The sequence below is a fragment of the Streptomyces sp. NPDC029956 genome, assembly GCF_055574655.1.
On the sequence record NZ_JBVHZJ010000021.1, the window covers coordinates 41,952 to 67,014 of the forward strand.

General features: G+C 71.9%; 23 protein-coding genes. 13 read left to right on the forward strand and 10 right to left on the reverse strand.

Translation table 11 applies throughout. The annotated features are described in order from the left end of the window. Positions 1–104: 104 nt before the first annotated feature. From ACZ4XX_RS18790 to ACZ4XX_RS18810, 5 genes are all read right to left on the reverse strand, one after another. Positions 105–1,079 (reverse strand): zinc metalloprotease, encoded by a 975-nt coding sequence (locus tag ACZ4XX_RS18790; protein WP_468508968.1) that lies wholly within the window; start codon positions 1,077–1,079, stop codon positions 105–107. 336 nt (positions 1,080–1,415) lie between these two features. After that, a complete protein-coding gene (locus ACZ4XX_RS18795; protein WP_468508969.1) occupies positions 1,416–3,065 on the reverse strand; it encodes an alkaline phosphatase D family protein in 1,650 nt (549 codons plus the stop codon). 411 nt (positions 3,066–3,476) lie between these two features. Next, on the reverse strand, positions 3,477–4,292 hold the full coding sequence (locus tag ACZ4XX_RS18800; protein WP_468508970.1) for a DsbA family protein: 816 nt from the start codon (positions 4,290–4,292) through the stop codon (positions 3,477–3,479). Positions 4,293–4,357: 65 nt separating this feature from the next. After that, the gene (locus ACZ4XX_RS18805) at positions 4,358–5,044 is read right to left on the reverse strand and encodes a hypothetical protein (protein WP_468509035.1); all 687 of its coding nucleotides are present in this window, start codon (positions 5,042–5,044) and stop codon (positions 4,358–4,360) included. Between the two features lie 136 nt (positions 5,045–5,180). Continuing rightward, on the reverse strand, positions 5,181–6,506 hold the full coding sequence (locus tag ACZ4XX_RS18810; protein WP_468508971.1) for a DUF2252 domain-containing protein: 1,326 nt from the start codon (positions 6,504–6,506) through the stop codon (positions 5,181–5,183). Positions 6,507–6,742: 236 nt separating this feature from the next. Here ACZ4XX_RS18810 and dnaE point away from each other — a divergent pair, with 236 nt between their 5' ends. Further along, entirely contained in the window at positions 6,743–10,282 is a 3,540-nt protein-coding gene (dnaE, locus tag ACZ4XX_RS18815; RefSeq protein ID WP_468508972.1) for a DNA polymerase III subunit alpha, read from the forward strand. A 102-nt stretch (positions 10,283–10,384) separates the two neighbouring features. Here the strand turns inward: dnaE and ACZ4XX_RS18820 are convergent, their stop codons facing one another. Beyond that, positions 10,385–10,558: a hypothetical protein gene (locus ACZ4XX_RS18820; protein WP_173861668.1), complete on the reverse strand. Its 174-nt coding sequence runs from the start codon at positions 10,556–10,558 to the stop codon at positions 10,385–10,387. A 225-nt stretch (positions 10,559–10,783) separates the two neighbouring features. Between ACZ4XX_RS18820 and ACZ4XX_RS18825 the strand changes: the two genes are divergently transcribed. From ACZ4XX_RS18825 to ACZ4XX_RS18840, 4 genes are all read left to right on the forward strand, one after another. Further along, positions 10,784–12,136: an NYN domain-containing protein gene (locus ACZ4XX_RS18825; RefSeq protein WP_468508973.1), complete on the forward strand. Its 1,353-nt coding sequence runs from the start codon at positions 10,784–10,786 to the stop codon at positions 12,134–12,136. An 11-nt stretch (positions 12,137–12,147) separates the two neighbouring features. Further along, on the forward strand, positions 12,148–13,128 hold the full coding sequence (locus ACZ4XX_RS18830) for an ABC transporter ATP-binding protein (RefSeq protein ID WP_468508974.1): 981 nt from the start codon (positions 12,148–12,150) through the stop codon (positions 13,126–13,128). 94 nt (positions 13,129–13,222) lie between these two features. Beyond that, positions 13,223–14,056 carry an ABC transporter permease gene (locus ACZ4XX_RS18835; protein ID WP_468508975.1) on the forward strand — a complete coding sequence of 278 codons (834 nt, stop codon included), beginning with the start codon at positions 13,223–13,225 and terminating at the stop codon, positions 14,054–14,056. 34 nt (positions 14,057–14,090) lie between these two features. After that, positions 14,091–14,732: a DUF2567 domain-containing protein gene (locus ACZ4XX_RS18840; protein WP_468508976.1), complete on the forward strand. Its 642-nt coding sequence runs from the start codon at positions 14,091–14,093 to the stop codon at positions 14,730–14,732. A 120-nt stretch (positions 14,733–14,852) separates the two neighbouring features. On the opposite strand, the gene ybaK is transcribed toward ACZ4XX_RS18840, so the two are convergent. The 4 genes from ybaK to ACZ4XX_RS18860 form a co-directional block, all read right to left on the reverse strand. Next, positions 14,853–15,350, reverse strand: a complete 498-nt coding sequence (gene ybaK, locus ACZ4XX_RS18845; protein WP_468508977.1) for a Cys-tRNA(Pro) deacylase — start codon at positions 15,348–15,350, stop codon at positions 14,853–14,855. Between the two features lie 14 nt (positions 15,351–15,364). Beyond that, positions 15,365–16,102 (reverse strand): LON peptidase substrate-binding domain-containing protein, encoded by a 738-nt coding sequence (locus ACZ4XX_RS18850; protein WP_468508978.1) that lies wholly within the window; start codon positions 16,100–16,102, stop codon positions 15,365–15,367. 10 nt (positions 16,103–16,112) lie between these two features. Continuing rightward, positions 16,113–17,153: a hypothetical protein gene (locus tag ACZ4XX_RS18855; protein WP_468508979.1), complete on the reverse strand. Its 1,041-nt coding sequence runs from the start codon at positions 17,151–17,153 to the stop codon at positions 16,113–16,115. Positions 17,154–17,458: 305 nt separating this feature from the next. Further along, positions 17,459–19,072, reverse strand: a complete 1,614-nt coding sequence (locus ACZ4XX_RS18860) for an oxidoreductase (protein ID WP_468508980.1) — start codon at positions 19,070–19,072, stop codon at positions 17,459–17,461. Between the two features lie 215 nt (positions 19,073–19,287). Here ACZ4XX_RS18860 and hisD point away from each other — a divergent pair, with 215 nt between their 5' ends. From hisD to hisF, 8 genes are read left to right on the forward strand one after another with little or no spacing between them, the layout of a single operon-like run. After that, a complete protein-coding gene (gene hisD, locus ACZ4XX_RS18865) occupies positions 19,288–20,643 on the forward strand; it encodes a histidinol dehydrogenase (RefSeq protein ID WP_468508981.1) in 1,356 nt (451 codons plus the stop codon). 5 nt (positions 20,644–20,648) lie between these two features. Next, complete coding sequence (locus tag ACZ4XX_RS18870) at positions 20,649–21,764, forward strand: histidinol-phosphate transaminase (RefSeq protein ID WP_468509036.1); 1,116 nt, start codon at positions 20,649–20,651, stop codon at positions 21,762–21,764. Next, positions 21,761–22,354: an imidazoleglycerol-phosphate dehydratase HisB gene (gene hisB, locus ACZ4XX_RS18875; RefSeq protein ID WP_015032911.1), complete on the forward strand. Its 594-nt coding sequence runs from the start codon at positions 21,761–21,763 to the stop codon at positions 22,352–22,354. Before ACZ4XX_RS18870 ends, hisB begins: the two co-directional genes overlap by 4 nt. Before the next feature lie 2 nt (positions 22,355–22,356). After that, positions 22,357–22,521 carry a hypothetical protein gene (locus ACZ4XX_RS18880; RefSeq protein WP_187623890.1) on the forward strand — a complete coding sequence of 55 codons (165 nt, stop codon included), beginning with the start codon at positions 22,357–22,359 and terminating at the stop codon, positions 22,519–22,521. Beyond that, positions 22,518–23,165, forward strand: a complete 648-nt coding sequence (hisH, locus tag ACZ4XX_RS18885; RefSeq protein WP_468508982.1) for an imidazole glycerol phosphate synthase subunit HisH — start codon at positions 22,518–22,520, stop codon at positions 23,163–23,165. The genes ACZ4XX_RS18880 and hisH overlap by 4 nt, the downstream gene beginning before the upstream one ends. Before the next feature lie 2 nt (positions 23,166–23,167). After that, positions 23,168–23,899 (forward strand): bifunctional 1-(5-phosphoribosyl)-5-((5-phosphoribosylamino)methylideneamino)imidazole-4-carboxamide isomerase/phosphoribosylanthranilate isomerase PriA, encoded by a 732-nt coding sequence (priA, locus tag ACZ4XX_RS18890; protein WP_468508983.1) that lies wholly within the window; start codon positions 23,168–23,170, stop codon positions 23,897–23,899. Further along, positions 23,896–24,309 carry a RidA family protein gene (locus ACZ4XX_RS18895; RefSeq protein WP_468508984.1) on the forward strand — a complete coding sequence of 138 codons (414 nt, stop codon included), beginning with the start codon at positions 23,896–23,898 and terminating at the stop codon, positions 24,307–24,309. Before priA ends, ACZ4XX_RS18895 begins: the two co-directional genes overlap by 4 nt. Next, the gene (hisF, locus tag ACZ4XX_RS18900) at positions 24,306–25,061 is read left to right on the forward strand and encodes an imidazole glycerol phosphate synthase subunit HisF (RefSeq protein WP_468508985.1); all 756 of its coding nucleotides are present in this window, start codon (positions 24,306–24,308) and stop codon (positions 25,059–25,061) included. The genes ACZ4XX_RS18895 and hisF overlap by 4 nt, the downstream gene beginning before the upstream one ends. Positions 25,062–25,063: the final 2 nt, after the last annotated feature.

The window sequence follows — 25,063 nt, forward strand, 5'->3', positions numbered from 1 at the left end:
TTTTTTGTTGGCCCCCCCCCCCTCCCTCCCGCCTCCGCTCCCCTCGCCACGTTTCCCCCCCCCCCCCCCCCCCCCCCCCCCCCCCACACCCGTGTTCGGCCGGATCAGGCGCGGTACGCCGTCCAGTAGTCGTTCATCCGGGTCACCTGGCCCGAGGTGAACTGGTACATGCAGGCGTCGTACGTGTAGTCCATGAAGTTGTGGATCGGGTCCACGCCGGCCTTGTTGGTGCAGGTGTCACGGCCGGTCGGGCACTCGTAGGCGGGGCTCTTCTCGGCCGGGGTGTCGGCGACGCCGTCGCCGCTGCCGCTGCAGCCGCCCTGGAACGTGTGGTAGAGGCCCATCCAGTGGCCGACCTCGTGGGTGGCGGTGTCGCCCTGGTTGTAGTTGGCCGCGGAGCCGCCCGGGAGCGAGGCGTCGAGGACGACGACACCGTCCATGGACGGCTGCGAGGCGTACGAGGACGGGAAGGTCGCCCAGCCGAGGAGGCCGCCGCCGAGCTTGGCGGTGTAGAAGTTCAGCGCGCCGGCGCCGCCCTTGCGGAGGGTCTGCTTCATCTGCTTCTCGGCGGTGGAGCCGGAGGACAGGTTGTACCAGGTGGCGTTGTCCGTGTAGTCGGTACCGGCCAGGGTGAACTGGAAGTTGGAGTTCACGTTGCCGGTGCCCTGGCCGGCGTAGGCCGCGTTCAGGACGTTCATCTGGTTGTTGATCGCGGTCGCGGAGAGCTTGCCCGTCGTTCCGGAGTGGATGACGTGGAAGTAGACGGGGATGTTCACCACCGCGGCGGCTCTGCCGGCGGAGCCGCTGAGGCGGGCCTCGGAGCGGGCGGCGGACAGCTTCTTCTTGAAATCGGCGTCCATGGACGCGGCCTTGGCGGCCGTGACCTCGTTCGGCTCGGCGGCGTGGCCGTCGGCGCCGCGCGCCTTGCGGGCGCCGGAGAGGGCGCCGGCGTCGTCGGCGCATTCCTCGGCGGACGCGCCGGCCAGGGTGGTGGGGGTGCTGCTCGCGACCGGGGCGGAGAGCGGGGCAAGGGCCAGGGTTCCGGCCATGACGGCCGTACCGAGCATCCGACGTGACATACGCGGGGATATACGGGCAAGAGCACGCATGGTGACTCCTCGTGGGGGGTGGGGGGAGGAACTTCCTCCGCCACGCCGGGGAGATTACGCGTCCATGTCAGCCATCGTTGAGGAGTGATCAAGCCCAATCATTCAGGGGGCAATTCGGGTCATCGGGAAGAAAATCTTGTGCCGTTTCCGGAGTTTGAGACCTCGACGTAACGACTGAGGTGACGGAGGCGGGTGGTGTGTCCGGATTCGATCTCCAAAACCAGCCACCCGCCGTAGCGATGTGATCTCCCGTTAACAGAAGGGATCATGGCCGAAAAGCATCGCTAATGAGCCGTCAGGCGCGCATCAGCGAACCGGCTGGTACACCCGCTCGACACGCTGCGTTCCGCTCAGCGTCCGGTAGGAGCGCGCCCAGGACGTCGTCGCGGCCGGGTCCGCCTTGTCGGAGACCGTGTAGTAGTCCATCTGCGAGCGCTCGGCGGTCACGTCCAGCACGCCGTAGCCGTGGTGGTCCATGTCCACCCACTTCACGTGCCGGTTGGACGCCTTGACGGCGCCCGCCGCCACCACCGAGAGCGTCCCCGGGGCCACGTGCAGCAGGTCGTCCAGGTTGTCCGAGGTCACCGAGGTGACCACGAACTCGGTCGCGGCGGACGCCGAGAACGGGTACGTCGCCGCCTTCACCGGCACGTCGTTGGCCCAGGCCATGTGGATGTCCCCGGTCAGGAAGACCGTGTTGCGGATCGCCCGCGAGGTGAGGTGCCCGATCAGCTCCTTGCGGTCGTCCGTGTAGCCGTCCCACTGGTCGACGTTGACCGCGAGCCCCTCCTTCGGCAGGCCCATCAGCTCCGCGATCGGCTCCAGGAGATGGGCGGGCAGGGAGCCGAAGGCGACCGGCGAGATCATCACCGAGGTGCCGACCAGCTGCCAGGCCGCGTCCGAGCCCGCGAGCCCGGACTTCAGCCAGTCCAGCTGCGCGCGGCCGGTGATGCTGCGCGCCGGGTCGTCGACCGAACCGCTGCCGGTCTTCGCCGGAGCGGAGCGGAACGAGCGCAGGTCGAGGAGGTGCAGATCGGCCAGCCTGCCGAAGCGCAGCCGCCGGAAGACCGTGCCCTCGGTGGACGCGCGGACCGGCATCCACTCGAAGTAGGCCTGCTTGGCCGCGGCCACCCGGGCCGCCCAGTCGCCCTCGGCGCCGGGCGTGTGGTTCTCCGCCCCGCCCTCCCAGGCGTCGTTGGCGAACTCGTGGTCGTCCCAGATGGCGATGACCGGGTGGGCCGCGTGCAGCGCCTGGAGGTCGGCGTCCGTCTTGTAGTGGCCGTGCCGGGTGCGGTAGTCGGCCAGCGAGACGATCTCGTGGCGCGGCTCGTGCTGCCGGACGGTGTACTTCGCCTCCGGGTACGCACCGCTGGCGTACTCGTACACGTAGTCGCCGAGGTGGAGGATCGCGTCCAGGTCGGCGCGGGCGGCGAGGTGGCGGTACGCGGAGAAGTGGCCGGCCTCCCAGTTGGCGCAGGAGACCACGCCGAACCGGACACCGGGCGCCGCGGCGTCGACGGCCGGTGCGGTGCGGGTGCGGGCGGCGGGGGAGACGGCGGATCCCGCGGTGAAGCGGAACCAGTAGGAGGTGGCCGGGCGCAGACCCCGGACGTCCGCCTTCACCGTGTGGTCGGAGCCGGCGCTCGCCGTGCTCGTGCCGGAGGCCACGACCCGCGCGAAGCCGCGGTCCTCGGCGAGCTCCCAGCCGACCTGGACGTCGGGGCCGAGACCGGAGCCGGGCACGGCTTCGGGGGTGGGGGTGACGCGCGTCCAGAGCAGGACGCCGTCGGGCAGGGGGTCGCCGGAGGCGACGCCATGGAGGAACGCGGGTGCCCCGGTGGCCGCGTGGGCCGTGGTGGCCGCGCCGATGAGGGCGGGCGCCGTGACGGCGGTGACGGCGGCGGCCTTGACGACCGCGCGCCGCGTGGGGGCTGAGGATATGAAACGACTGGTCACGGGCAGTCAGATTACTGGCGGGTACGGTGGGTGGGGAGGGGCTTGCGGGAAAGTTCGCCGGATCGTCGCCCCCGGGCCGCATCCGACCCCGCGGCGGCGACGCCCCCCGGGGCGCTCACCTGACGCACCATCAGAACGGTTGCCCGCGGGGCGGTTCCCGGCGAGGCCGCTCCGCTCACCCCGGGAAGGGCTGGACGGCCGTCGCCCTCGTGCCCGGCGGCAAGGTCCGCAGGGCCGTCGGCCCCGGGGCAGCGGATTCACCCCGCACGCGGCTTCGCCCCCTGACGGAGCGGATTCACCCCGCACCCCCGGCTTCGCCCCCTGACGGAGCGATTCACCCCGCACGCGGCTTCGCCCCCTGACCCGTCGGGCGGGTCAGGGGGCGAAGGAGGCCGTTCCGTACGGTCCGGGTCAGCCCTTGAGGGCCGTGGCGATCGCCGTCTCGAACTCCGGCGCGGTCATCGGCGGGTTGTCGGAGCCCGCCACCGTCACCGGCTTGCCGTCCATCTTCAGCGTGGGTGTGCCCGTCACCCCGCTGTCGTCGAAGGCCTTCGACATCTTCATCGCCCAGGCGTCGAACGTGCCGTTCTCGACGTTCTTCTTGAACGCGGCGTTGCCCTTCAGGGCCGGCACCGAGTCCGCCACCTCCAGGAGGTAGGAGTCCTCGGCGAACTTGTCGTCGTTCTCCTCCGGGTGGAACTTCGCCGAGTAGAGCGCCGACTTGTACGTCAGGAAGGCATCGGGGCTCACGTCGAGCGCCGCGCCGAGCGCCGAGAGGGCGTTCTTCGAGCCCTCGCCCGTGGCGGCGTCGTCGATGAACGTGGCACCGACGTACCTGATCTTGTACTTGCCGGCCTCGACGTCCTTCTCGACCGTGGGGCCCACGGACTGCTCGAAGGTCGCGCAGACCGGGCAGCGCGAGTCCTCGTACAGCTCCAGGGTCTTCTTCGCGGACGGCTTGCCGACGACGACGGTCGTGCCGTTCGTGCCCGAGGTGTTCTTCGGGGCGGTCACCTTGGTCGCCTTCGCGGCCGACTCCCACGCGGAGGGCTGGTTCGACTGGACGACCGCGTAGCCGATGCCGCCGGCGGCGGCGAGGACGGCCACGGCCGAGACGCCCACGACGAGCTGCCGGCGGGCCCGGTCCTTCTTCGCCTGGCGCTCGCGCTCGACGCGCAGACGCTCGCGGGCGGCTGCCTTGTTGGCCTGGTTGTTGCGTGCACTCATGATCGTGATCTCCGTGACGGTGAGGAAGGGAAATGAGGGGTACCGCGTGCCTGGGGGCGCGTCGCTCAGGCGAGAGCGAGGCGCGGGCACGGCGGTCCCCGCCGTCCGACGGAGTGGGTGAGGAGCCGGGTACGGGAGGGCCGGGGCCGCCCCGCGGGCCGCCCGGAGCGCCGCGGCGCCGGACCACCGGCACGGAAGAAGGCGGCCACCAGGAGCAGCGGCCGGAACGCGACGGCGGCCACCGCGCCGAGCAGCCGGGCGAGCGCCCGTTCCCCGCCGCGCAGCCAGGCGGCGGCGAAGAGCCCGACGCCCACGTGGGCCAGGAGCAGCAGCCAGGGCAGCGCAGGGTCCGGGGAGTCGAGGAGCGCGGCGGCCGTGCCGCTCTCGGGGGCGGCCACGCCGGGCAGCGGGGCGCCGACGGCGCCACCGCAGAAGACCTCCACGCCGACCGCGCGCAGCGATCCGGCGACCGGGCCGCCGGCGGCGCCGTAACAGACCGCCTGGCCGCTGGTGAAGAGCGTGTCGGCGGCCAGTTCCAGCGGGACGAGGAGCCCGGCGATCGGGCCGAGGCCCCGCTCGCGGCCCGCCAGGGCGTACGCCACGGCGAAGACGCCGACCGCGACGGGGACGACCGTCCCGAGCGGCAGCGGCACGCGTGAGAGCAGCACGTGGGACGCCACGGACAGCGTCACGACCAGTGCCGTGAAGAACGCCGCCCGCAGCACCCTCAGCTGCGTCCCTGCCATGTCCATCGTCGTGGAGTGTGCCATGCCGGTCCGTAAAACGCCCTTAAAGGCAGTCTGTGAACGGCCCCGGCGACCCCGGGAATCCGCTGCGGCCCCGGCGACCCCGGGAATCCGCTGCGGCCCCGGCGGCCCCGGGAATCCGCTACAGCCCCGGGATGCGGCCGTTGCGGAAGAGGTCCACGAAGATCTGGTGGTCCGCCCGCGCGCGTGCCCCGTACGTGTGGGCGAAGTCCACCAGGAGCTCCGCGAAGCCCTCCTCGTCGGCGGCGATCGCCGCGTCGATGGCCCGCTCCGTCGAGAACGGCACCAGCGAGTGCCCGCTGGAGTCGTCCGCCGCCGCGTGCATGGTCGCCGTCGCCCGGCCCAGGTCGGCGACCGTGGCCGCGATGTCCTGGGGGTCGTCGATGTCCGACCAGTCGAGGTCCACCGCGTACGGCGAGACCTCCGCGACCAGCTGCCCGGCGCCGTCCAGCTCCGTCCAGCCGAGCCACGGGTCGGCGTGCGCCTGGAGCGCCCGCTGCGAGATCACGGTGCGGTGGCCCTCGTGCCGGAAGTACTCCCGTACCGCCGCGTCCGTCACATGGCGGGAGACCGCCGGGGTCTGCGCCTGCTTGAGGTAGATCACGACGTCGTTCTCCAGGGCGTCGCTGATGCCCTCCAGGAGGATGTTGTACGAGGGGAGGCCGGCCGAGCCGATGCCGATCCCGCGCCGCCCGACCACGTCCTTGACCCGGTACGAGTCGGGGCGGGTCAGGCTGGACTCCGGCAGGGTCTCCAGGTAGCCGTCGAAGGCCGCCAGGACCTTGTACCGCGCGGCGGCGTCCAGCTCCATCGCGCCGCCGCCCGCGGCGAAGCGGCGCTCGTAGTCCCGGATCTCCGTCATCGAATCGAGGAGTCCGAAGCGGGTCATCGAGCGGGCGTCGCGCAGCGCGTCGAGCAGCGCGCCCTCGGCCGTGTCCAGCGTGAACGGGGGCAGCTCGTCGTTCTTCGCGCCGGTCGCGAGGGCGTGGATCCGCTCCCGGTAGGCCACGGCGCAGATCCGGACCAGGTGGCTGATCTGCTCGTCGCTCAGCGCCTTCGCGTAGCCGATGAGGGCGAGCGAGGCCGCGAGCCGCCTGAGGTCCCAGGTGAAGGGGCCGACGTACGCCTCGTCGAAGTCGTTGACGTTGAAGATCAGCCGTCCGTTGGCGTCCATGTACGTGCCGAAGTTCTCGGCGTGCAGATCGCCGTGGATCCAGACCCGGCCGGTGCGCTCGTCGAGGTAGGGGCCGCCGTGGGCCTCCTTCTCCAGGTCGGCGTAGAACAGACAGGCCGTGCCCCGGTAGAAGGCGAACGCCGAGCCGGCCATCTTCCGGAACTTGACGCGGAAGGCCGCGGGGTCGGCGGCGAGGAGCTCGCCGAAGGCGGTGTCGAAGACGGCGAGAATGTGCTCACCGCGCTGCGCGGCGGTGGGCTGGGGGACCGACATCGAGGTGCCTCCTGGTACCGGATGTGCTGCAAGACTGTTCATGACAATTGGGACAGGTGTTCCACGCTTCCCAACGCGCGACCCTAGCGCCGAGTGCCCGTCGTCTGTCAGTCGGCCGACGTAGACTTCCAGGCTGTCCCCCCAGACTGACCGCAGCCTGTCTCCCCCCCCGTCGTCCGACCGCCACCCCTGCACGAGGCGCTTCGCGCCGCAGACACATCCGGAGGCCTCCCGCCGTGACCAAGCCGCCCTTCACGCACCTCCACGTCCACACCCAGTACTCGCTGCTGGACGGTGCCGCGCGGCTGAAGGACATGTTCAACGCGTGCAACGAGATGGGCATGACCCACATCGCGATGTCCGACCACGGCAACCTGCACGGGGCGTACGACTTCTTCCACACGGCGAAGAAGGCCGGGGTGACGCCGATCATCGGCATCGAGGCGTACGTCGCCCCCGAGTCCCGGCGGAACAAGCGGAAGATCCAGTGGGGCCAGCCGCACCAGAAGCGGGACGACGTCTCCGGTTCCGGTGGCTACACGCACAAGACGATCTGGGCGGCGAACGCCACCGGACTCCACAACCTCTTCCGGCTCTCCTCCGACGCCTACGCCGAGGGCTGGCTGCAGAAGTGGCCCCGGATGGACAAGGAGACCATCGCGCAGTGGTCGGAGGGGCTCATCGCCTCCACCGGCTGCCCTTCCGGCGAGCTGCAGACCAGGCTCCGCCTCGGCCAGTTCGACGAGGCCCTCAAGTCGGCCTCCGAGTACCAGGACATCTTCGGCAAGGAGCGGTACTTCCTGGAGCTGATGGACCACGGCATCGAGATCGAGCGCCGGGTCCGCGACGGGCTCCTGGAGATCGGCAAGAAGCTCGGCATCCCGCCGCTGGTCACCAACGACTCGCACTACACGTACGCGCACGAGGCCGGCGCGCACGACGCCCTGCTCTGCATCCAGACCGGCAAGAACCTCTCCGACCCGGACCGCTTCCGGTTCGACGGCACCGGCTACTACCTGAAGTCCACGGACGAGATGTACGCCGTCGACTCCTCGGACGCCTGGCAGGAGGGCTGCCGCAACACCCTCCTGGTCGCCGAGCAGGTCACCACCGACGGCATGTTCGTCGAGAAGAACCTCATGCCGAAGTTCGACATCCCGGAGGGGTTCACCGAGGTCACCTGGTTCCGCGAGGAGACCATGCGGGGCATGGCCCGCCGCTTCCCCGGGGGCATCCCCGACGACCGCATGAAGCAGGTCGAGTACGAGATGGACACCATCATCTCGATGGGCTTCCCCGGCTACTTCCTCGTCGTCGCCGACTTCATCATGTGGGCGAAGAAGCAGGGCATCGCCGTGGGCCCCGGCCGAGGCTCCGCGGCCGGCTCGATCGTCGCGTACGCCATGGGCATCACCGACCTCGACCCGATCCCGCACGGCCTGATCTTCGAGCGCTTCCTCAACCCCGAGCGCATCTCGATGCCCGATGTCGACATCGACTTCGACGAGCGCCGGCGCGTCGAGGTGATCCGGTACGTGACGGAGAAGTACGGCTCCGACAAGGTCGCCATGATCGGCACCTACGGCAAGATCAAGGCGAAGAACGCCATCAAGGACTCCGCGCGCGTCCTCGGCTACCCGTACGCCATGGGCGACCGGCTCACCAAGGCCATGCCCGCCGACGTCCTCGGCAAGGGCATCGACCTCAACGGCATCACCGACCCCTCGCACCCGCGCTACAGCGAGGCCGGCGAGATCCGCGCGATGTACGAGAACGAGCCGGACGTCAAGAAGGTCATCGACACCGCCCGGGGCGTCGAGGGCCTGGTCCGCCAGATGGGCGTGCACGCGGCCGGCGTGATCATGTCCAGCGAGCCGATCGTCGACCACGCGCCGATCTGGGTGCGGCACACCGACGGCGTCACCATCACGCAGTGGGACTACCCGCAGTGCGAGTCGCTCGGCCTGCTCAAGATGGACTTCCTGGGCCTGCGCAACCTCACGATCATGGACGACGCCGTCAAGATGGTGAAGGCCAACAAGGGGATCGACCTCGACCTCCTGGCCCTGCCGCTCGACGACCCCAAGACCTTCGAACTGCTCCAGCGCGGTGACACCCTCGGCGTCTTCCAGTTCGACGGCGGCCCCATGCGTTCGCTGCTGCGCCTGATGAAGCCCGACAACTTCGAAGACATCTCCGCCGTGTCCGCCCTGTACCGGCCGGGCCCGATGGGCATGAACTCGCACACGAACTACGCCCTGCGCAAGAACGCGCAGCAGGAGATCACCCCGATCCACCCCGAGCTGGAGAAGCCGCTCGAAGAGGTGCTCGCGGTCACCTACGGCCTCATCGTGTACCAGGAGCAGGTGCAGAAGGCCGCCCAGATCATCGCCGGGTACTCGCTCGGCGAGGCCGACATCCTCCGCCGCGTGATGGGCAAGAAGAAGCCCGACGAGCTGGCGAAGAACTTCGTCATCTTCGAGGCCGGAGCCAAGGGCAAGGGCTTCAGCGACGAGGCCATCAAGGCCCTCTGGGACGTCCTGGTCCCCTTCGCCGGCTACGCCTTCAACAAGGCCCACTCGGCCGCGTACGGCCTGGTCTCCTACTGGACCGCCTACCTCAAGGCCAACTTCCCGGCCGAGTACATGGCGGGACTGCTCACCTCGGTCAAGGACGACAAGGACAAGTCCGCGATCTACCTCAACGAGTGCCGCCGCATGGGCATCAAGGTGCTCCCGCCGAACGTGAACGAGTCCGAGTCGAACTTCGCCGCCCAGGGCGACGACGTGATCCTCTTCGGCCTCTCCGCCGTCCGGAACGTCGGCACCAACGTCGTCGAGTCGATCATCAAGTCGCGCAAGGCGAAGGGGAAGTACTCCTCCTTCCCGGACTTCCTCGACAAGGTCGAGGCCGTCGTCTGCAACAAGCGGACCGTCGAGTCGCTGATCAAGGCCGGCGCGTTCGACGAGATGGGCCACACCCGCAAGGGCCTGGTCGCCCACCACGAACCGATGATCGACAACGTGGTGGCGGTCAAGCGCAAGGAGGCCGAGGGACAGTTCGACCTCTTCGGCGGCATGGGCGACGAGGCCACCGACGAGCCCGGCTTCGGCCTCGACGTCGAGTTCTCCGACGTCGAGTGGGAGAAGTCGTACCTGCTCGCCCAGGAGCGCGAGATGCTCGGCCTGTACGTCTCCGACCACCCGCTCTTCGGCATCGAGCACGTCCTCTCCGACAAGACGGACGCGGCGATCTCCCAGCTCACCGGAGGCGAGCACTCCGACGGCGCGGTCGTCACCATCGGCGGCATCATCTCCGGCCTCCAGCGGAAGATGACCAAGCAGGGCAACGCCTGGGCCATCGCCACCGTCGAGGACCTCGCCGGCTCCATCGAGTGCATGTTCTTCCCGGCCACCTACCAGCTGGTCTCCACCCAGCTCGTCGAGGACACGGTCGTCTTCGTCAAGGGCCGGCTCGACAAGCGCGAGGACGTGCCCCGGCTCGTCGCCATGGAGCTGATGGTCCCCGACCTGTCGAACGCCGGGACCAACGCACCGGTGATCCTCACCATCCCCACCGTCAAGGTGACCCCGCCGATGGTCACCCGCCTCGGCGAGATCCTGGGCCACCACAAGGGCAACACCGAGGTACGGATCAAGCTCCAGGGCCCCCGGACCACGACCGTGCTGCGCCTCGACCGGCACCGGGTGACGGCCGACCCGGCACTCTTCGGAGACCTGAAGGTGCTGCTCGGGCCGTCCTGTCTGGCCGGCTGACCCGTCGTCCCGCGCGGCCTGCCGGCCGGGCGGGCCTCCCGAACACGCGCAAGGGGCGCGCCCGTCGTCACGGGCGCGCCCCTTTGCCGTACGCGAAGGCCGTCAGTTGTGGCCGAAGCGCTTCTGGCGGCCCTTGCGGGCGACATCGCTCGGCAGCACCTGAGACGCGCGCTGCGAGGCCTCGGACTCCATCGCCGACTGCTGCGCCTGCTGGGCGCCGCGCTCGGCGGGGGACTGCTGCTTCTGACCACGGTTCTGGTTGCGGTTCTTGGCCATGGGGATGCCTCCTCAAAGGGACCTAGGGGCCAGGGCCGCTGTCAGACTCACATACCGTACGAACCGCCGCATGTTGGATCATTACGGAGCGTGAGGCCCTCGGGAACGTGATATCCGCCACGCCGATGATCCAGTTCCGACCGTCGAGCCCCCGCCCTTCGGGCAGACTCGAAGGAAATCCGAAGCAACTTCCGATCCCGAGGTTCCCGAAAGAGGGTGGAACACGTGGACCGCTGCGTCGTCCTGGTGGATGCCGGCTACCTGCTGGGAGCTGCCGCCAGTCTTCTCGCCGGGGAACCGGCCCGCTCCAGGATCACCGTCGATCACGCCGGGCTCATCCAGCAGCTGCGCCAGCGCGCCGAGGCCGAGACCGCGCTGCCCCTCCTGCGGATCTACTGGTTCGACGGAGCACCCGACCGGGTGCCCCAGCCCGAGCACCGGAGACTGCGCGTGATGCCCCGGGTCACCGTCCGGCTGGGCGCGTTGACGCGGAGCGACGGACGGTGGGCCCAGAAGGGCGTCGACGCGGCGATGCACACCGAGCTGACCGAGCTCGCCAGGAACCGGGCCTGCTCCGACATCGTGCTCGTCACCGGCGACGGCGACCTGCTGCCCGGACTGATGTCCGCCAAGGAGCACGGCGTCGCCGTCCACCTCTGGGCCGTCCAGGCCGCCGACGGCGACTACAACCAGTCCGAGGACCTGGTCGCAGAGGCCGACGAGCGGCGGGTCCTCGACCGGACCTGGATCACCCGGGCCGTCCGCGCCAAGGACCTCACCGGGATCTGCTCGCCCCCGCCCGCCCCGCGCCCCGAGATCGCCGCCATCCTCTCCGCGCCGCTGCCCGAGGCGGCCCTCGCCGCATCCGCCGAACGGGCCGCCGAGGCGGCCGCCGCCCGGGACTCCGGCGAGGTCCCCCACGCCAACGGCAACGGCGGCAACGGCCACGTCCACCACGGCAACGGACACGCGGGAGCCAACGGTCACCTCCGCGAGGACGACCACGACCGCGGCCACGAGACGGGCGTCCCCTCCCCGGCCTCCGGCAAGGGCGTCCCCACCCCCAAGGACCTGGCGGGACTGCGCGCCCCCGGCACCACCCCCGCATCCCCGGCCGCTGCCGTGCCCCAGGGCACCAGCGCGCTCCGCTGGTCCTCCGACCGGGGCTGGGTCGAGCGCCCCGCCGCCCCCCTCGGCGAACCGGCCGAGACCGCCTCCCTGCCCACCCTCGCCGCCCTCACCAGCGCCGAGCAGCGCTGGGCGGACCGCGAGGAGGACATCACCACCGTCGGCGGAGACCCCTTCGAGGTCGGACAGGTGTTCGCCCGACGGTGGATGGAACGACTTCCCGAACAGAGCCACGTCCAGAAACTGTCGACCCTCTACCCGCGCATCCCGCACCGCATCGACGGCGAACTCCTCCGGTACGCCGCCCGATTCGGCCTGCTCGCCCACAAGGACGACCAGATCGACGAGCACGACCGTTATGCGATCCGGGCGGGATTCTGGCGCGAGATCGACGTACGGGCCGCCGCCGAACACGCCCCCGCGCCCGGAGCGGGCCCGGCGACCCCGTAGGCTCTTCCCCCGTGAGTACGGTGTGCGTGGTGCGGGATCTGGTCAAGACGTACCCCGCCACGCGCGGCGGGCGCGGTGCGCCGGCGACACCCGAGGTGCGGGCCACCGACGGGATCAGCCTCGACGTGCGCGGCGGAGAGATCTTCGGGCTGCTCGGCCCCAACGGCGCGGGCAAGTCGACCCTCGTCCGCCAGCTCACCGGACTCATGCGCCCCGACTCCGGCAGCGTCCGGCTCCTCGGCCACGACCTGGTGCGCCACCCCGAGCGGGCGTCCCGCCTCCTCGCGTACCTCGGCCAGGAGTCCACCGCCCTGGACGAGCTGACCGTCGCCCTCGCCGCCGAGACCACCGGACGGCTGCGCGGCCTCACCGCCCGCGACGCGCGTGCCGAGCGCGACGCCGTCCTCGACGAGCTCGGCCTCGGCGGGCTCGCCTCCCGGCCCCTCAAGAAGCTCTCCGGCGGCCAGCGCAGACTCGCCTGCTTCGCCACCGCGCTCGTCGGCGAACGCCCCGTCCTCGTCCTCGACGAGCCCACCACGGGCATGGACCCCGTCGCCCGCCGCGCCGTCTGGGCGGCCGTCGACCGGCGGCGCGCCGAGCACGGCGTCACCGTGCTGCTCGTCACCCACAACGTCATCGAGGCCGAGACCGTCCTCGACCGGGTCGCCGTCCTCGAACACGGCCGGGTCATCGCCTGCGACACGCCCGCCGGACTCAAGGAACGCGTCGCGGGCGAGGTCCGGGTCGAGCTGGTCTGGCGCGAGTCCGCCCCGCTCCACCTGCCCGAGGTCGCCGCGCTGCGCGAACTGGCCCAGCAGACGGGCCGGCGCTGGATCCTCCGGCTCGCCCCCGACGCGGCCCGCACCGCCGTCGCCACCGTCACCGGCGGGGCCGCGTTCGCCGCGCTCGACGACTTCACCCTGGCCACGCCCAGCCTGGAGGACGTGTACCTGGCGCTGGGCGGCGCGACCGAGGGACTGGTGAAGGCATGACCCGCCCGGTACCGCACGCCCGCCCCGCGCGGCGCCGAAGCCGACTCCCGCACGTACTGCCCGTACCGCACGTCACCCCCAGGAGCTGTACGCAGTGAGCACCGTGCCCGCAGAGGTCCTGCCGACCGGCGCGCCTGCCGTCCGCACCGGCGCCACCGCCGACGACGAGGGCGCCGCACCCCTCGCCCCGCGCGCCCGGCTGCTGCCGGCCCTGGCCGCCGTCTACCGCGCGCAGCTCTCCCGCGCCCGGGTCGCCCGCATCCCGCTGCTCTTCGTCGCCACCTTCCAGTCCATCGGGATCATGGTCCTGATGCGCGGGGTCGTCGACGGGGGCTCCGAGGCACGCGCCGTCGTGGCCGGCTCCACCGTCCTCGTCGTCGCCTTCGTCGCGCTCAACCTGCTCGCCCAGTACTTCGGCCAGCTGCGGGCCACCGGCGGCCTCGACCACTACGCCACCCTGCCCGTGCCGCCCGCCGCCGTCGTGCTCGGCGCCGCTGGCGCGTACGCCTCCTTCACCGTGCCCGGGACCGCCGTCACCGCGGTCGCCGGCTCCGTGCTCTTCGGACTGCCCCTCGGCAACCTCTGGATCCTCGCCGCCGTCGTCCCGCTCGCCGGCGCCGCGCTCGCCGGCCTCGGCGCGGCGCTCGGGCTCCTCGCGCCCCGGCAGGAGCTGGCCACCCTCCTCGGCCAGCTCGGCATGTCCGCGGCACTGCTCCTCGGCGTGCTCCCGGCGGAGCGGCTGCCCGGGCCCATCGGCTGGGCCCGCGACCTGCTGCCGTCGACGTACGGAGTGGAGGCCCTGGCCCGCACCTTCGACAGCCGTCCCGACTGGGCGGCCGTCGGCTTCGACCTCGCCGTGTGCGGGGTGGTCGGCGTCGTCTCCCTGGCCCTCGCCACCTGGGCGTACCGGCGGGCCGCCGTCCGCTGAGGCGGGCCACGGACACACCTGGCACGATGGCGGGGTGACCGCACCTCTGACTCCGCCTCACCAGCCATCGCCGCACGACCCCGACTGGCCCCCGCCGCCCCCGCCGATGCTCGGCCCGGCCGGGGACCCGATCACGGCGCGCGAGGTCCTTCAGGGCGTTCTGGTGACCCTCGTCTCGGCGCTCGCCGGAGCGGTGCTCGGAGTGCTGTGGCTGAACCTGGCCCCGCGCATCCTGCTCATCTCGGACGGCAAGGGCGTGTACCTCCGCAACTCGGAGGGGGAGGCGGCCATCGGCTCGGACGGAACGTTTGTCCTGCTCGCGCTGGCCTTCGGCGCGGTCGCCGCGCTCGTCGTCTTCCTCGCGCGCCGCAAGGGCGGGGTTCCGCTGGTGCTCGGTCTCGCGCTCGGCGGCGGCCTGGGCTCGCTGCTCGCCTGGGGCCTCGGGACGTACTTCGGCCCGACGAGCGATGTCGTCGCCCACGCCAAGGCGGTCGGCCCCAACGTCGCCTTCGAGGCGCCGCTCGAACTGAACCTGGGGGCCGCCGCGATGCTGGCCTGGCCGCTCGCCGCGATGATCGTGCACCTGGCGCTCACGGCCCTCTTCGGCCCGCGCGACCCGGAACCCGAACCGTGGGACCAGCCGAAGGCGTACAGCCAGGGGCCGGGCCGCAGCTGAACGCCCCGCTCCCCTAGCGGTCCGGGGCAGCTCACGGCCCCGGTTCCCACGGCGGTCGCGCCGCCTCCACGACACGGCCGGATCGTCAGGCGACGCCGACGCTCAGACGCGTCCGGATCGTCAGGCGCGGCCGATCGGGGCCACGACCGCCGCCGTGAGGGCGGCCAGATCCGTGGGGGAGAGCTCCACCTCCAGGCCGCGCCGGCCCGCCGAGATGCAGATGGACGCGTGCTCCGAGGCCGAGGCGTCGAGCACCGTACGGAGCCTCTTGCGCTGGCCCAGCGGAGAGATGCCGCCCCGTACGTAGCCCGTGGTGCGCTCGGCCGCCGCCGGGTCCGCCATCGCCGCGCGCTTGCCGCCGACCGCCGAGGCCAGGGCCTTGAGGTCGAGCTGCCCCGCGACCGGGACCACCGCGACCGTCAGCTCGCCGTCGACGTCCGCCACCAGTGTCTTGAAGACCCGGTCCGGGGAGACCCCGAGGGCTTCGGCCGCCTCCTCGCCGTACGAGGGGGAGGCCGGGTCGTGCTCGTACGCGTGCAGGGTGAACGGGGTGCCGGCCGCCGTCAGGGCCACTGTCGCCGGGGTGCCGCCGCTGTTCTTCTTCTGCTTCTTCGCCACGCGTGCGCTCTTCCTCAGTTCGGATACGTCGGGGCCTGTGTCAGGTCCACCACCGGCAGCGACGGCAGATGCCGGAGGACCGCCGTCTCCGCACGCAGCAGCGTCAGCTCCTCGCGCAGCCGGGTCGCCGTGTCCGGGGCCTGGAGCAGCCGCTGCTTCGACGGCGTGTCGAGCACCGCCGCCGCCGCGACCAGGTACGACACCACCGAGGGGTCGTCCGGCAGCTCGCTCGTGGTCAGCGAACGCTCGCGCGCCCCGGCCAGCCGCTTCTGGTAGCTGCGGAAGGCCCGCAGCACCCCCTCGGCGAGGCTGCCTGCCTCCTCGCCCTGCTCCTCCGGGATCTCCTCGACCTCGGCGACCAGGAACGGCCCGCTCGCGTCGACGGACAGCAGCTTCACCCGGGTCGTGCCGGTGGCCGTCACCTCGAAGCTTCCGTCGGCGCGCTCCCGGATCTGCACCGCGTCGGCGACGCAGCCGACCCGGTGGAAGGACTGGATGGGGTCGGAGCCGAAGCCCGCGGCCGGGCCCTTCTCCGGCAGCGCCGTCTGGTCCGGCATGCCCGGGGCCGTCGGGGCGACCTCGCGGCCGTCGCGGATGGCGACGACGGCGAAGCGGCGCGGCTCCGAGTCGTCGATCGTGAGCAGCTCGCGCATCATGGCGCGATAACGCTCCTCGAAGACGTTCAGCGGCAGCACGAGGCCCGGGAACAGCACCGCGTTGAGCGGGAAGAGAGGCAGGCGAGCGGTGGTCACAGCGGTCAGCCTAATGGCCGCCGGGCCCGCCCCGTCCGGCCCGTCCCCCTCCGGCGTCCCAGAGAGGGGTACGGCGGGCCGGGTCGGTCCTGACCGTGTCCCGCGCGGCGAGGAACCGGCGCAGCGGATCCTCCGGTACGGCACCCCGCGCGGCTCCCCACGGGAACGAGGTCGCGTGGACCCCGATCCGGCCGAACTCCGCCCGCGCCTCCTCCCACCGCGCCCGCTCCACCAGCACGTACGCCAGCAGGTTGCGGACCTCGGCGGGCCACGGGTCGCCCGCCGGGAAGACCGCCGACAGGGTCAGGGCCCGGTCCGCCGCCCGGTCGATCCGCGCCTCCGGCACGGACGGGTCCCGGTCCTGCGCCACCCGGAGCCGGTCGTAGGCGGCGCGGACCGGCAGCGCCCGTACGAGCGAGTCCGGGGCTGCGTCGTCGGCCGCCTGCTCGGCGAAGTCGAAGGCGGCCCGGTGCGAGCCGTACCACTGCGCCGACAGGTACTTGAGCGCCGCGACATGGCAGCCGTAGTGGTGCGGGGAGCGGCGCACCGCCTGCTCCCAGAGCGACTCGAAGACGGCGGGCCCGGCGTGCGCCCCGCGCGCGTGGTCCAGGGCGAGCCGCCACGGCACCGGGTCGTGCGGCGCCTCCTCGGCCATCGCCTTGATCAGCGGTGTGAGCTCGCGCAGCCGCTCGGCCCGCGCGGGCGACTCCCAGGCCCGGCGGACGGCGAGCTGCGCGGTGACGAGCAGGGCGTCGGGATCGCGGGGCGCGGTGGAGAGCCAGTGGGTCAGCCAGTCGTCCCTGCGGTACGCGAACGTGGCGAGCCGGGTGACGTAGCGGTCGCGGTCCTCCCACTCGCCGGCGTCCCTGGTGGTGGCGAGCAGCTTCGCCGCGGGCTCGGGGTCGGCCAGGGCGGCGGCGACCAGGGCCGGGGCGAGCCGCTCGTCCGGGGCGTCGAGCAGCACGTCGTCGTCCGGCACGAACCCGGCGGCGAGCCGCGGGGTGTGCCGAGCCGAACGGACGGCGCCCATCAGGGCACGAAGCAAGGACATGGTGGGACGTATTCTCTCCCGACCCCCGCCTCCGGGGCAGCCGGTCTCACGGCCCGCTCACCAAACCTTCGCCACCGCGCGCCGCGTACACCGATCCTCCGCCACCGCTCCGCCTCACGGGCGCACGGAGGTCACGCCGTCTCCGCATGTCCGGCGCGGCGGAGAGGCCGCCGCGCCGCCTCACCCCCTGCCGAGCAGCCGACCCACCCCCCTGCCGAGCAGCCGACCCACCCTCCTGCCGAGCAGCCGCCTCACCTGCTGCTCTGTCCGGCCGGCCAGGCGCTGCTCCACCGTGCCGAGCGCCCTCACCCCCTGCTGAGCAGCCGGGTCGCCCCGGCCGCCACCGTCGTCGCCAGGATCCAGCCCAGCAGGATCAGCACCGCCGCCGCCCACTGCCATATCCCCTCGAGGCGCCAGTAGCCGTCCTGGCCGAGATTGATCACCGGGATCAGCAGGTCGAGGGCGTACAGAGGGCCGTTCCACTCGGGGGCCTCCTCCGCCTTCAGCGGTATCGGACGGTAGTGGGAGAAGGCCACCGTGCCCGCCGCCCACAGGACCGCCATCCACAGCGCCGCCCGGCCGGGCCGGTAGCCGTAGGCCACGGTCCAGTCCTGGAGATGGCCCCAGAGCTTCCCCGCCACCGGCAGCGTCTCGCGTCTGCGCCGCTGCTTGGCCAGCAGCACCTCGCGGGCGTCGGCGTCCTCCCCGCTGCTGCGCAGGACCGTCGCCAGGCGTTCGTACGGCTCGGGGGCGTACTCCGGGGTCGCCGCAGCCACCCACTCCAGCCGGCGGGCCAGCGGGAAGTGTCCGTACGGCACGAGGTTCTCGTAGGCGAAGCCGCCCATCGCGAGCCCGCCGGGCCCCGGCCAGCTGGTCGACAGGTCGATCAGGGTGACGACCTTCGCGCCGTTGAGGACGACGCGGCCCTCCTCCGGTCGCTCGCCGTTGAACCGGAGCTCCGGGGTGACGATCCGGCGCAGCGAGACCTCCTCCCGGCGCGCCCCGCTCAGCAGGAACCGGGCGTGGTGCAGGTCCACCGCGTCACCGAAGCGGCCGTCGTCGAGCCGCACCCCGCCGTGGAACTCGACCGGCTTGCGGCGGGCGCCCTGGGCGGGCGTCACCCCGTACGGCGGGGTGGCCGTGCTCTGCCCCGCCCGTCCCGCGGTGCCCGACTCCTCGTACACCCAGGCCGCGTTCAGATAGAGCGAGCGCTCCACCGTCAGCTGAGGTGCGTTGAGCGCGCGGCGGCCCTGCGCGCCGCGCAGCACGCTGCCCCGCAGACTGAGCGACACGCCGATCTTCGCCCCGCGCAGGCTCAGCTCCCCGTGCGTCTCGATCAGCTCGGCCTGGAGGTCCTGGGCGACCACCATCCCGTCCGCGGTGATGGCCCGGCCGCGCCGGTCGGGCCACACCTGGATCTGGTTGACGAGCAGGTCCGTGCCGATCTGCGCGTCGGTGAGCCGGATGCCCCACCGCACCCGGCAGCGCGGCAGATGCAGGTCCCCCTCGGTGTGCAGCCGGGCCGCCTCCAGGCGCGGCAGCGCGCACTCGACCATCCGCAGCGTGCCGAACCGGGCCTCCGGCAGCACCACCTCACCGTCGAACCGGCAACCGTGCAGTTCCACGTACGGTCCTATCGTCCCGCCCGCCAGGTTCAGCACGCCGGTGATCCGCACGCCCCGCAGCTTCAGCGCGGCCACCCGCCCGGACCGGGCCGGCGGCCCGGCGAGCAGCAGCAGCGCCACCACATCGGCGCGGACGCTCCGCTCCTCCCCCCAGTCCCGTCCCCCGAAGGGGTCGTCCCGCTCCGCGATCCCCTCCGTCAGATCGCACGTCCTGCCGATGACGAACGCCCGCCACACGGCCCGCTCCGGGCCTGTGAGACCGTCCGGCATCCCGTCCTCGTGCGGCTCGGTCACCGCCGCCCCCCTCGCTTTCCACGATCCGCTCGCACGATTCCGCGATCCCGGGTTTCGATCGGTCTCCGGGGCCCCGTGGATTCGTACAGCCGTTCTTCCCGCTGAGTGACGGGCTGAACGCTAACGGTCAGGAGTGGCGACTAGACGCCAGTGTGGCCCGTATCAGCCATTGATACGGGCGACCGGCGCTGTGGGCCGTCTGCGAGAATTGACCCGTGATCTCTCGAATCGATCTGCGCGGCGAGGCCCTCCCCGAGGGTTCCGCCCTGCGCGACCTGCTGCCCCGTGCCGAGTTCGACGTGGAAGCCGCCCTGGAGACGGTGCGGCCGATCTGCGAGGACGTCAGGCATCATGGCGCGGCCGCGGTGATCGACTACGGGGAGAAATTCGACGGCGTCCGCGTCCCGAGCCTGCGCGTCCCCGCCGAGGCGATCGACCGCGCCCTCGACGAGCTTGATCCGGCCGTCCGCGCCGCCCTCGAGGAGTCCATCCGGCGCGCCCGCATGGTCCACCGCGAGCAGCGGCGCACCACCCACACCACCCAGGTCGTCCCCGGCGGCACGGTCACCGAGAAGTGGATCCCGGTCGAGCGCGTCGGTCTGTACGTGCCGGGCGGCCGCGCCGTCTACCCGTCCTCCGTCGTGATGAACGTCGTCCCGGCCCAGGAGGCCGGCGTCGAGGGCCTGGCCGTCGCCTCGCCCCCGCAGAAGGACTTCGGCGGGCTTCCGCACCCGACGATCCTCGCCGCCTGCGCCCTGCTCGGCGTCGACGAGGTGTACGCCGCCGGCGGCGCCCAGGCCATCGCCATGTTCGCGTACGGAACCCTCCGCGGCGCCGACAGCGCCGAGGGCGAGTCCGGCTGCGCCCCCGTCAACCTGGTCACCGGCCCCGGCAACATCTACGTGGCGGCCGCCAAGCGCCTCCTCAAGGGCCGGATCGGCATCGACGCCGAGGCCGGGCCCACGGAGATCGCGATCCTCGCGGACTCCACCGCCGACCCCGTACACGTCGCCGCCGACCTCGTCAGCCAGGCCGAGCACGACCCGATGGCCGCCTCCGTCCTCGTCACCGACTCGGAAGAGCTGGCCGCCGCCACCGAGGCCGAGCTGAAGACCCAGGTCGCCGCCTCCAAGCACGTCGACGACCGGATCGTCCCGGCCCTGGCGGGTCGCCAGTCCGCGATCGTCCTCGTCCGGGACCTGGCCGACGGCCTCAAGGTCGTCGACGCGTACGGCGCCGAGCACCTGGAGATCCAGACCCGCGACGCCGCGGCGGTCGCCGACCGCGTCCGCAACGCCGGCGCGATCTTCGTCGGCCCCTGGGCGCCGGTCTCCCTCGGCGACTACTGCGCGGGCTCCAACCACGTCCTGCCCACCGGCGGCTGCGCCTGCCACTCCTCGGGCCTCTCCGTGCAGTCCTTCCTGCGCGGGGTGCACATCGTGGACTACACGCGCGACGCGCTCGCCGACGTCGCCCACCACGTGGTGACCCTCGCCGAGGCGGAGGACCTCCCCGCCCACGGCGCGGCGATCAAGGCACGGTTCGGATGGAAGGTGCCGGAGACCAAGTGACCGGAATCAGCGACCGATCCCCCTGGGACGAGCTCCCCGTCCGCGACGAGCTGAAGGGCAAGTCCCCCTACGGCGCGCCGCAGCTCGACGTCCCCGTCCAGCTGAACACCAACGAGAACCCGTACCCGCTGCCCGAACCGCTCGTCGCCCGCATCGCGGAGCGCGTCGCCGAGGCCGCCCGTCACCTCAACCGCTACCCCGACCGGGACGCGGTCGAGCTCCGCACCGAGCTCGCCCGCTACCTCACCCGGACCGGCGGGCACCCCGTCGCCGCAGAGAACGTCTGGGCGGCCAACGGGTCCAACGAGGTCCTCCAGCAGCTGCTGCAGACCTTCGGCGGTCCGGGCCGCACCGCGATCGGCTTCGAGCCCTCGTACTCGATGCACGCCCTGATCGCCCGCGGCACCGGCACCGGCTGGATCTCCGGCCCGCGCAACGAGGACTTCACCATCGACGTGGCGGCGGCCGTCGCGGCGATCTCGGAGAACCGGCCCGACGTCGTGTTCATCACCTCGCCCAACAACCCCACCGGCACCGCCGTCGCGGCCGACACCGTCGTCGCGCTGTACGAGGCGGCCCAGGCGGCCAAGCCCTCGATGGTCGTCGTGGACGAGGCGTACGTGGAGTTCAGCCACCGCGAGTCGCTGCTGCCCCTCATCGAGGGCCGCCCGAACCTGGTGGTCTCCCGGACCATGTCGAAGGCCTTCGGCGCCGCCGGACTACGGCTCGGCTACCTCGCCGCCCACCCGGCCGTGGTCGACGCCGTCCAGCTGGTCCGGCTGCCGTACCACCTCTCCGCCGTCACCCAGGCGACCGCGCTGGCCGCCCTGGAGCACACCGACACCCTCCTCGGGTACGTCGAGCAGCTCAAGGCCGAGCGCGACCGGCTCGTCACCGAGCTGCGCGGGATCGGCTACGAGGTCACCGAGTCGGACGCCAACTTCGTGCAGTTCGGGAAGTTCCCCGACACGCACGCGGCCTGGCAGCGGATCCTCGACCGGGGCGTCCTGGTCCGGGACAACGGCGTACCGGGTTGGCTGCGGGTCACCGCCGGCACCCCCGAAGAGAACGACGCGTTCCTCGACGCGGTTCGTGAATTGATGAAGGAGCAGGAGCGATGAGCCGCGTAGGCCGCGTAGAGCGCACCACCAAGGAGACCTCCGTCGTCGTCGAGATCGACCTCGACGGCACCGGAAAGGTCGACGTGTCGACCGGGGTCGGGTTCTACGACCACATGCTCGACCAGCTCGGCCGGCACGGTCTGTTCGACCTCACCGTCAAGACCGACGGCGACCTGCACATCGACTCGCACCACACCATCGAGGACACCGCCCTCGCCCTCGGCGCGGCCTTCAAGCAGGCCCTTGGCGACAAGGTCGGCATCTACCGCTTCGGCAACTGCACCGTCCCGCTGGACGAGTCGCTCGCCCAGGTGACCGTCGACCTCTCCGGCCGCCCGTACCTCGTGCACACCGAGCCCGAGAACATGGCGCCGATGATCGGCTCGTACGACACGACGATGACCCGGCACATCTTCGAGTCCTTCGTCGCCCAGGCCCAGATCGCGCTGCACATCCACGTGCCGTACGGGCGCAACGCCCACCACATCGTGGAGTGCCAGTTCAAGGCGTTCGCCCGCGCCCTCCGCTACGCCTCCGAGCGCGACCCGCGCGCCGCCGGAATCCTCCCCTCCACGAAGGGCGCGCTCTGACCGTGAACGGCCTCTCCACCATCCTCATCGTCGTCGGGCTCTTCCTGCTCGGCGGCATCTACTCCTTCGTCAAGCAGCAGATGCCCAAGGGCCTCATCGCGCTCGTCGCCTTCGGCGCCGCGATGTGTCTCGTCGCCGGTGTGCTGCGGCTGGACGTGTGGGCATGACCGCGAGCACCCCCAGGAAGGTCGTCGTCTTCGACTACGGCTTCGGCAACGTGCGCTCCGCCGAGCGCGCCCTCGCCCGGGTCGGCGCCGACGTCGAGATCACCCGCGACTACGACACCGCGATGAACGCCGACGGACTCCTCGTCCCCGGCGTCGGCGCCTTCTCCGCCTGCATGCAGGGGCTGAAGGACGCGCGCGGCGACTGGATCATCGGCCGCCGGCTCTCCGGCGGCCGCCCGGTCATGGGCATCTGCGTCGGCATGCAGATCCTCTTCGCCCACGGCTCCGAGCACGGCGTGGAGAGCGAGGGCCTCGACGAGTGGCCCGGTACGGTCGAGGCGTTGAACGCCCCCGTCGTCCCCCACATGGGCTGGAACACGGTCGATGCGCCGCAGGACACCGAGATGTTCGCGGGCCTCGACGCCGACGCCCGGTTCTACTTCGTGCACTCCTACGCGGTGCGCGAGTGGACCCTCGAGGTCGGCAACAAGAACATCCGCGCCCCCAAGGTCACCTGGGCCACCCACGGCGAGCCCTTCGTCGCGGCCGTCGAGAACGGCGCCCTGTGGGCCACCCAGTTCCACCCCGAGAAGTCCGGCGACGCCGGAGCCCAGCTCCTCACCAACTGGATCGAGACCCTCTGATCATGGCTCAGAAGCTTGAACTCCTCCCCGCCGTCGACGTCCGCGACGGCCAGGCCGTCCGCCTCGTGCACGGCGAGTCCGGCACCGAGACCGGCTACGGCTCCCCGCTCGAAGCGGCCCTCGCCTGGCAGAGCTCCGGTGCCGAGTGGCTGCACCTCGTCGACCTCGACGCCGCCTTCGGCACCGGTGACAACCGGCAGCTGATCGCCGAGGTCGCCCAGGCCATGGACATCAAGGTCGAGCTCTCCGGCGGCATCCGCGACGACGCCTCGCTCGCCGCCGCCCTCGCCACCGGCTGCACCCGCGTCAACCTCGGCACCGCCGCCCTGGAGACCCCCGAGTGGGTCGCCAAGGTCATCGCCGAGCACGGCGACAAGATCGCCGTCGGCCTCGACGTCCGCGGCACGACCCTGCGCGGCCGCGGCTGGACCCGCGACGGCGGCGACCTCTACGAGACGCTCGCCCGCCTCGACTCCGAGGGCTGCTCCCGCTACGTCGTCACCGACATCGCCAAGGACGGCACCCTCCAGGGCCCCAACCTGGAGCTCCTGAAGAACGTCTGCGCGGCCACCGACAAGCCCGTCGTCGCCTCCGGCGGCGTGTCGTCCCTGGACGACCTGCGGGCCCTGTCCGGCCTGGTGCCGCTCGGCGTCGAGGGCGCGATCGTCGGCAAGGCGCTGTACGCCAAGGCGTTCACCCTCGAAGAGGCGCTGGAGGCGGTGGCTTCCGTATGACCGACGGCGTGAAGAAGGTCGTCACCGGAGCCCCCTGGGAGGAGCAGTTCGGCTACTCCCGCGCGGTGGAGCTGCCGAACGGCCTGGTCCTCGTCGCCGGCTGTACGTCGGTGGTCGGCGGCCAGATCGCCGGCGGAGGCCCGTACGACCAGACGGTGAACTCCTTCAACGTGGCCTTCGCCGCTCTGGAGAAGCTCGGTCTGGGCCCGGAGGACGTCGTCCGCACCCGGATGTACATCACCCACGCCCGGGACGTGGACGAGGTCGGCCGCGCCCACAAGAAGCTGTTCGACGCCGTCCGCCCGGCGGCTTCGATGATCATCGTCTCCGGCTTCGTCGACCCCAGCCTGGTCGTCGAGGTCGAGGTCGAGGCGTTCCGTCCGGAGACGCAGCGGGGCGGTGCGGCATGAGCCTCGCCGTACGCGTGATCCCCTGCCTGGACGTGGACAACGGCCGGGTCGTCAAGGGCGTGAACTTCCAGAACCTGCGGGACGCGGGCGACCCCGTCGAGATGGCCAAGCTGTACGACGCCGAGGGCGCCGACGAGCTGACCTTCCTCGACATCACCGCCTCCTCGGGCAACCGGGAGACCACCTACGACGTGGTGCGCCGCACCGCCGAGCAGGTCTTCATCCCGCTCACGGTCGGCGGCGGGGTCCGCGCGGCCGACGACGTCGACAAGCTGCTGCGGGCCGGCGCCGACAAGGTGGGCGTCAACACCGCCGCCATCGCACGCCCCGAGCTGATCCAGGAGATCGCGGAGCGCTTCGGCCGCCAGGTGCTCGTCCTGTCGGTCGACGCCCGGCGGACGGCCTCGGGCTCCTTCGAGGTCACGACGCACGGCGGCCGCAAGGGCACCGGCATCGACGCCGTCGAGTGGGCGCACCGGGCCGCAGAGCTGGGCGCGGGCGAGATCCTGCTCAACTCGATGGACGCGGACGGCACCAAGGACGGCTACGACACGGAGATGATCGCGGCCGTCCGCAAGCATGTGACCGTGCCGGTGATCGCGAGCGGGGGAGCGGGCAAGCTCGCCGACTTCCCGCCGGCGGTGGCGGCGGGAGCGGACGCGGTGCTCGCGGCCTCTGTCTTCCACTTCGGTGATCTGCGGATCTCGCAGGTCAAGGACGAGCTGCGGGCTTCGGGCCACCCGGTCCGCTGACC

Excerpts from the sequence above, each read along its gene's own strand:
- ACZ4XX_RS18790 (WP_468508968.1), bottom strand. The coding sequence starts at position 1,079 with ATGTCACGTCGGATGCTCGGTACGGCCGTCATGGCCGGAACCCTGGCC.
- ACZ4XX_RS18800 (WP_468508970.1), bottom strand. The coding sequence starts at position 4,292 with ATGAGTGCACGCAACAACCAGGCCAACAAGGCAGCCGCCCGCGAGCGT.
- ACZ4XX_RS18805 (WP_468509035.1), bottom strand. The coding sequence starts at position 5,044 with ATGGACATGGCAGGGACGCAGCTGAGGGTGCTGCGGGCGGCGTTCTTC.
- ACZ4XX_RS18810 (WP_468508971.1), bottom strand. The coding sequence starts at position 6,506 with ATGTCGGTCCCCCAGCCCACCGCCGCGCAGCGCGGTGAGCACATTCTC.
- ACZ4XX_RS18820 (WP_173861668.1), bottom strand. The coding sequence starts at position 10,558 with ATGGCCAAGAACCGCAACCAGAACCGTGGTCAGAAGCAGCAGTCCCCC.
- ACZ4XX_RS18855 (WP_468508979.1), bottom strand. The coding sequence starts at position 17,153 with ATGTCCTTGCTTCGTGCCCTGATGGGCGCCGTCCGTTCGGCTCGGCAC.
- hisB (WP_015032911.1), top strand. The coding sequence starts at position 21,761 with ATGAGCCGCGTAGGCCGCGTAGAGCGCACCACCAAGGAGACCTCCGTC.
- hisH (WP_468508982.1), top strand. The coding sequence starts at position 22,518 with ATGACCGCGAGCACCCCCAGGAAGGTCGTCGTCTTCGACTACGGCTTC.
- priA (WP_468508983.1), top strand. The coding sequence starts at position 23,168 with ATGGCTCAGAAGCTTGAACTCCTCCCCGCCGTCGACGTCCGCGACGGC.
- ACZ4XX_RS18895 (WP_468508984.1), top strand. The coding sequence starts at position 23,896 with ATGACCGACGGCGTGAAGAAGGTCGTCACCGGAGCCCCCTGGGAGGAG.
- hisF (WP_468508985.1), top strand. The coding sequence starts at position 24,306 with ATGAGCCTCGCCGTACGCGTGATCCCCTGCCTGGACGTGGACAACGGC.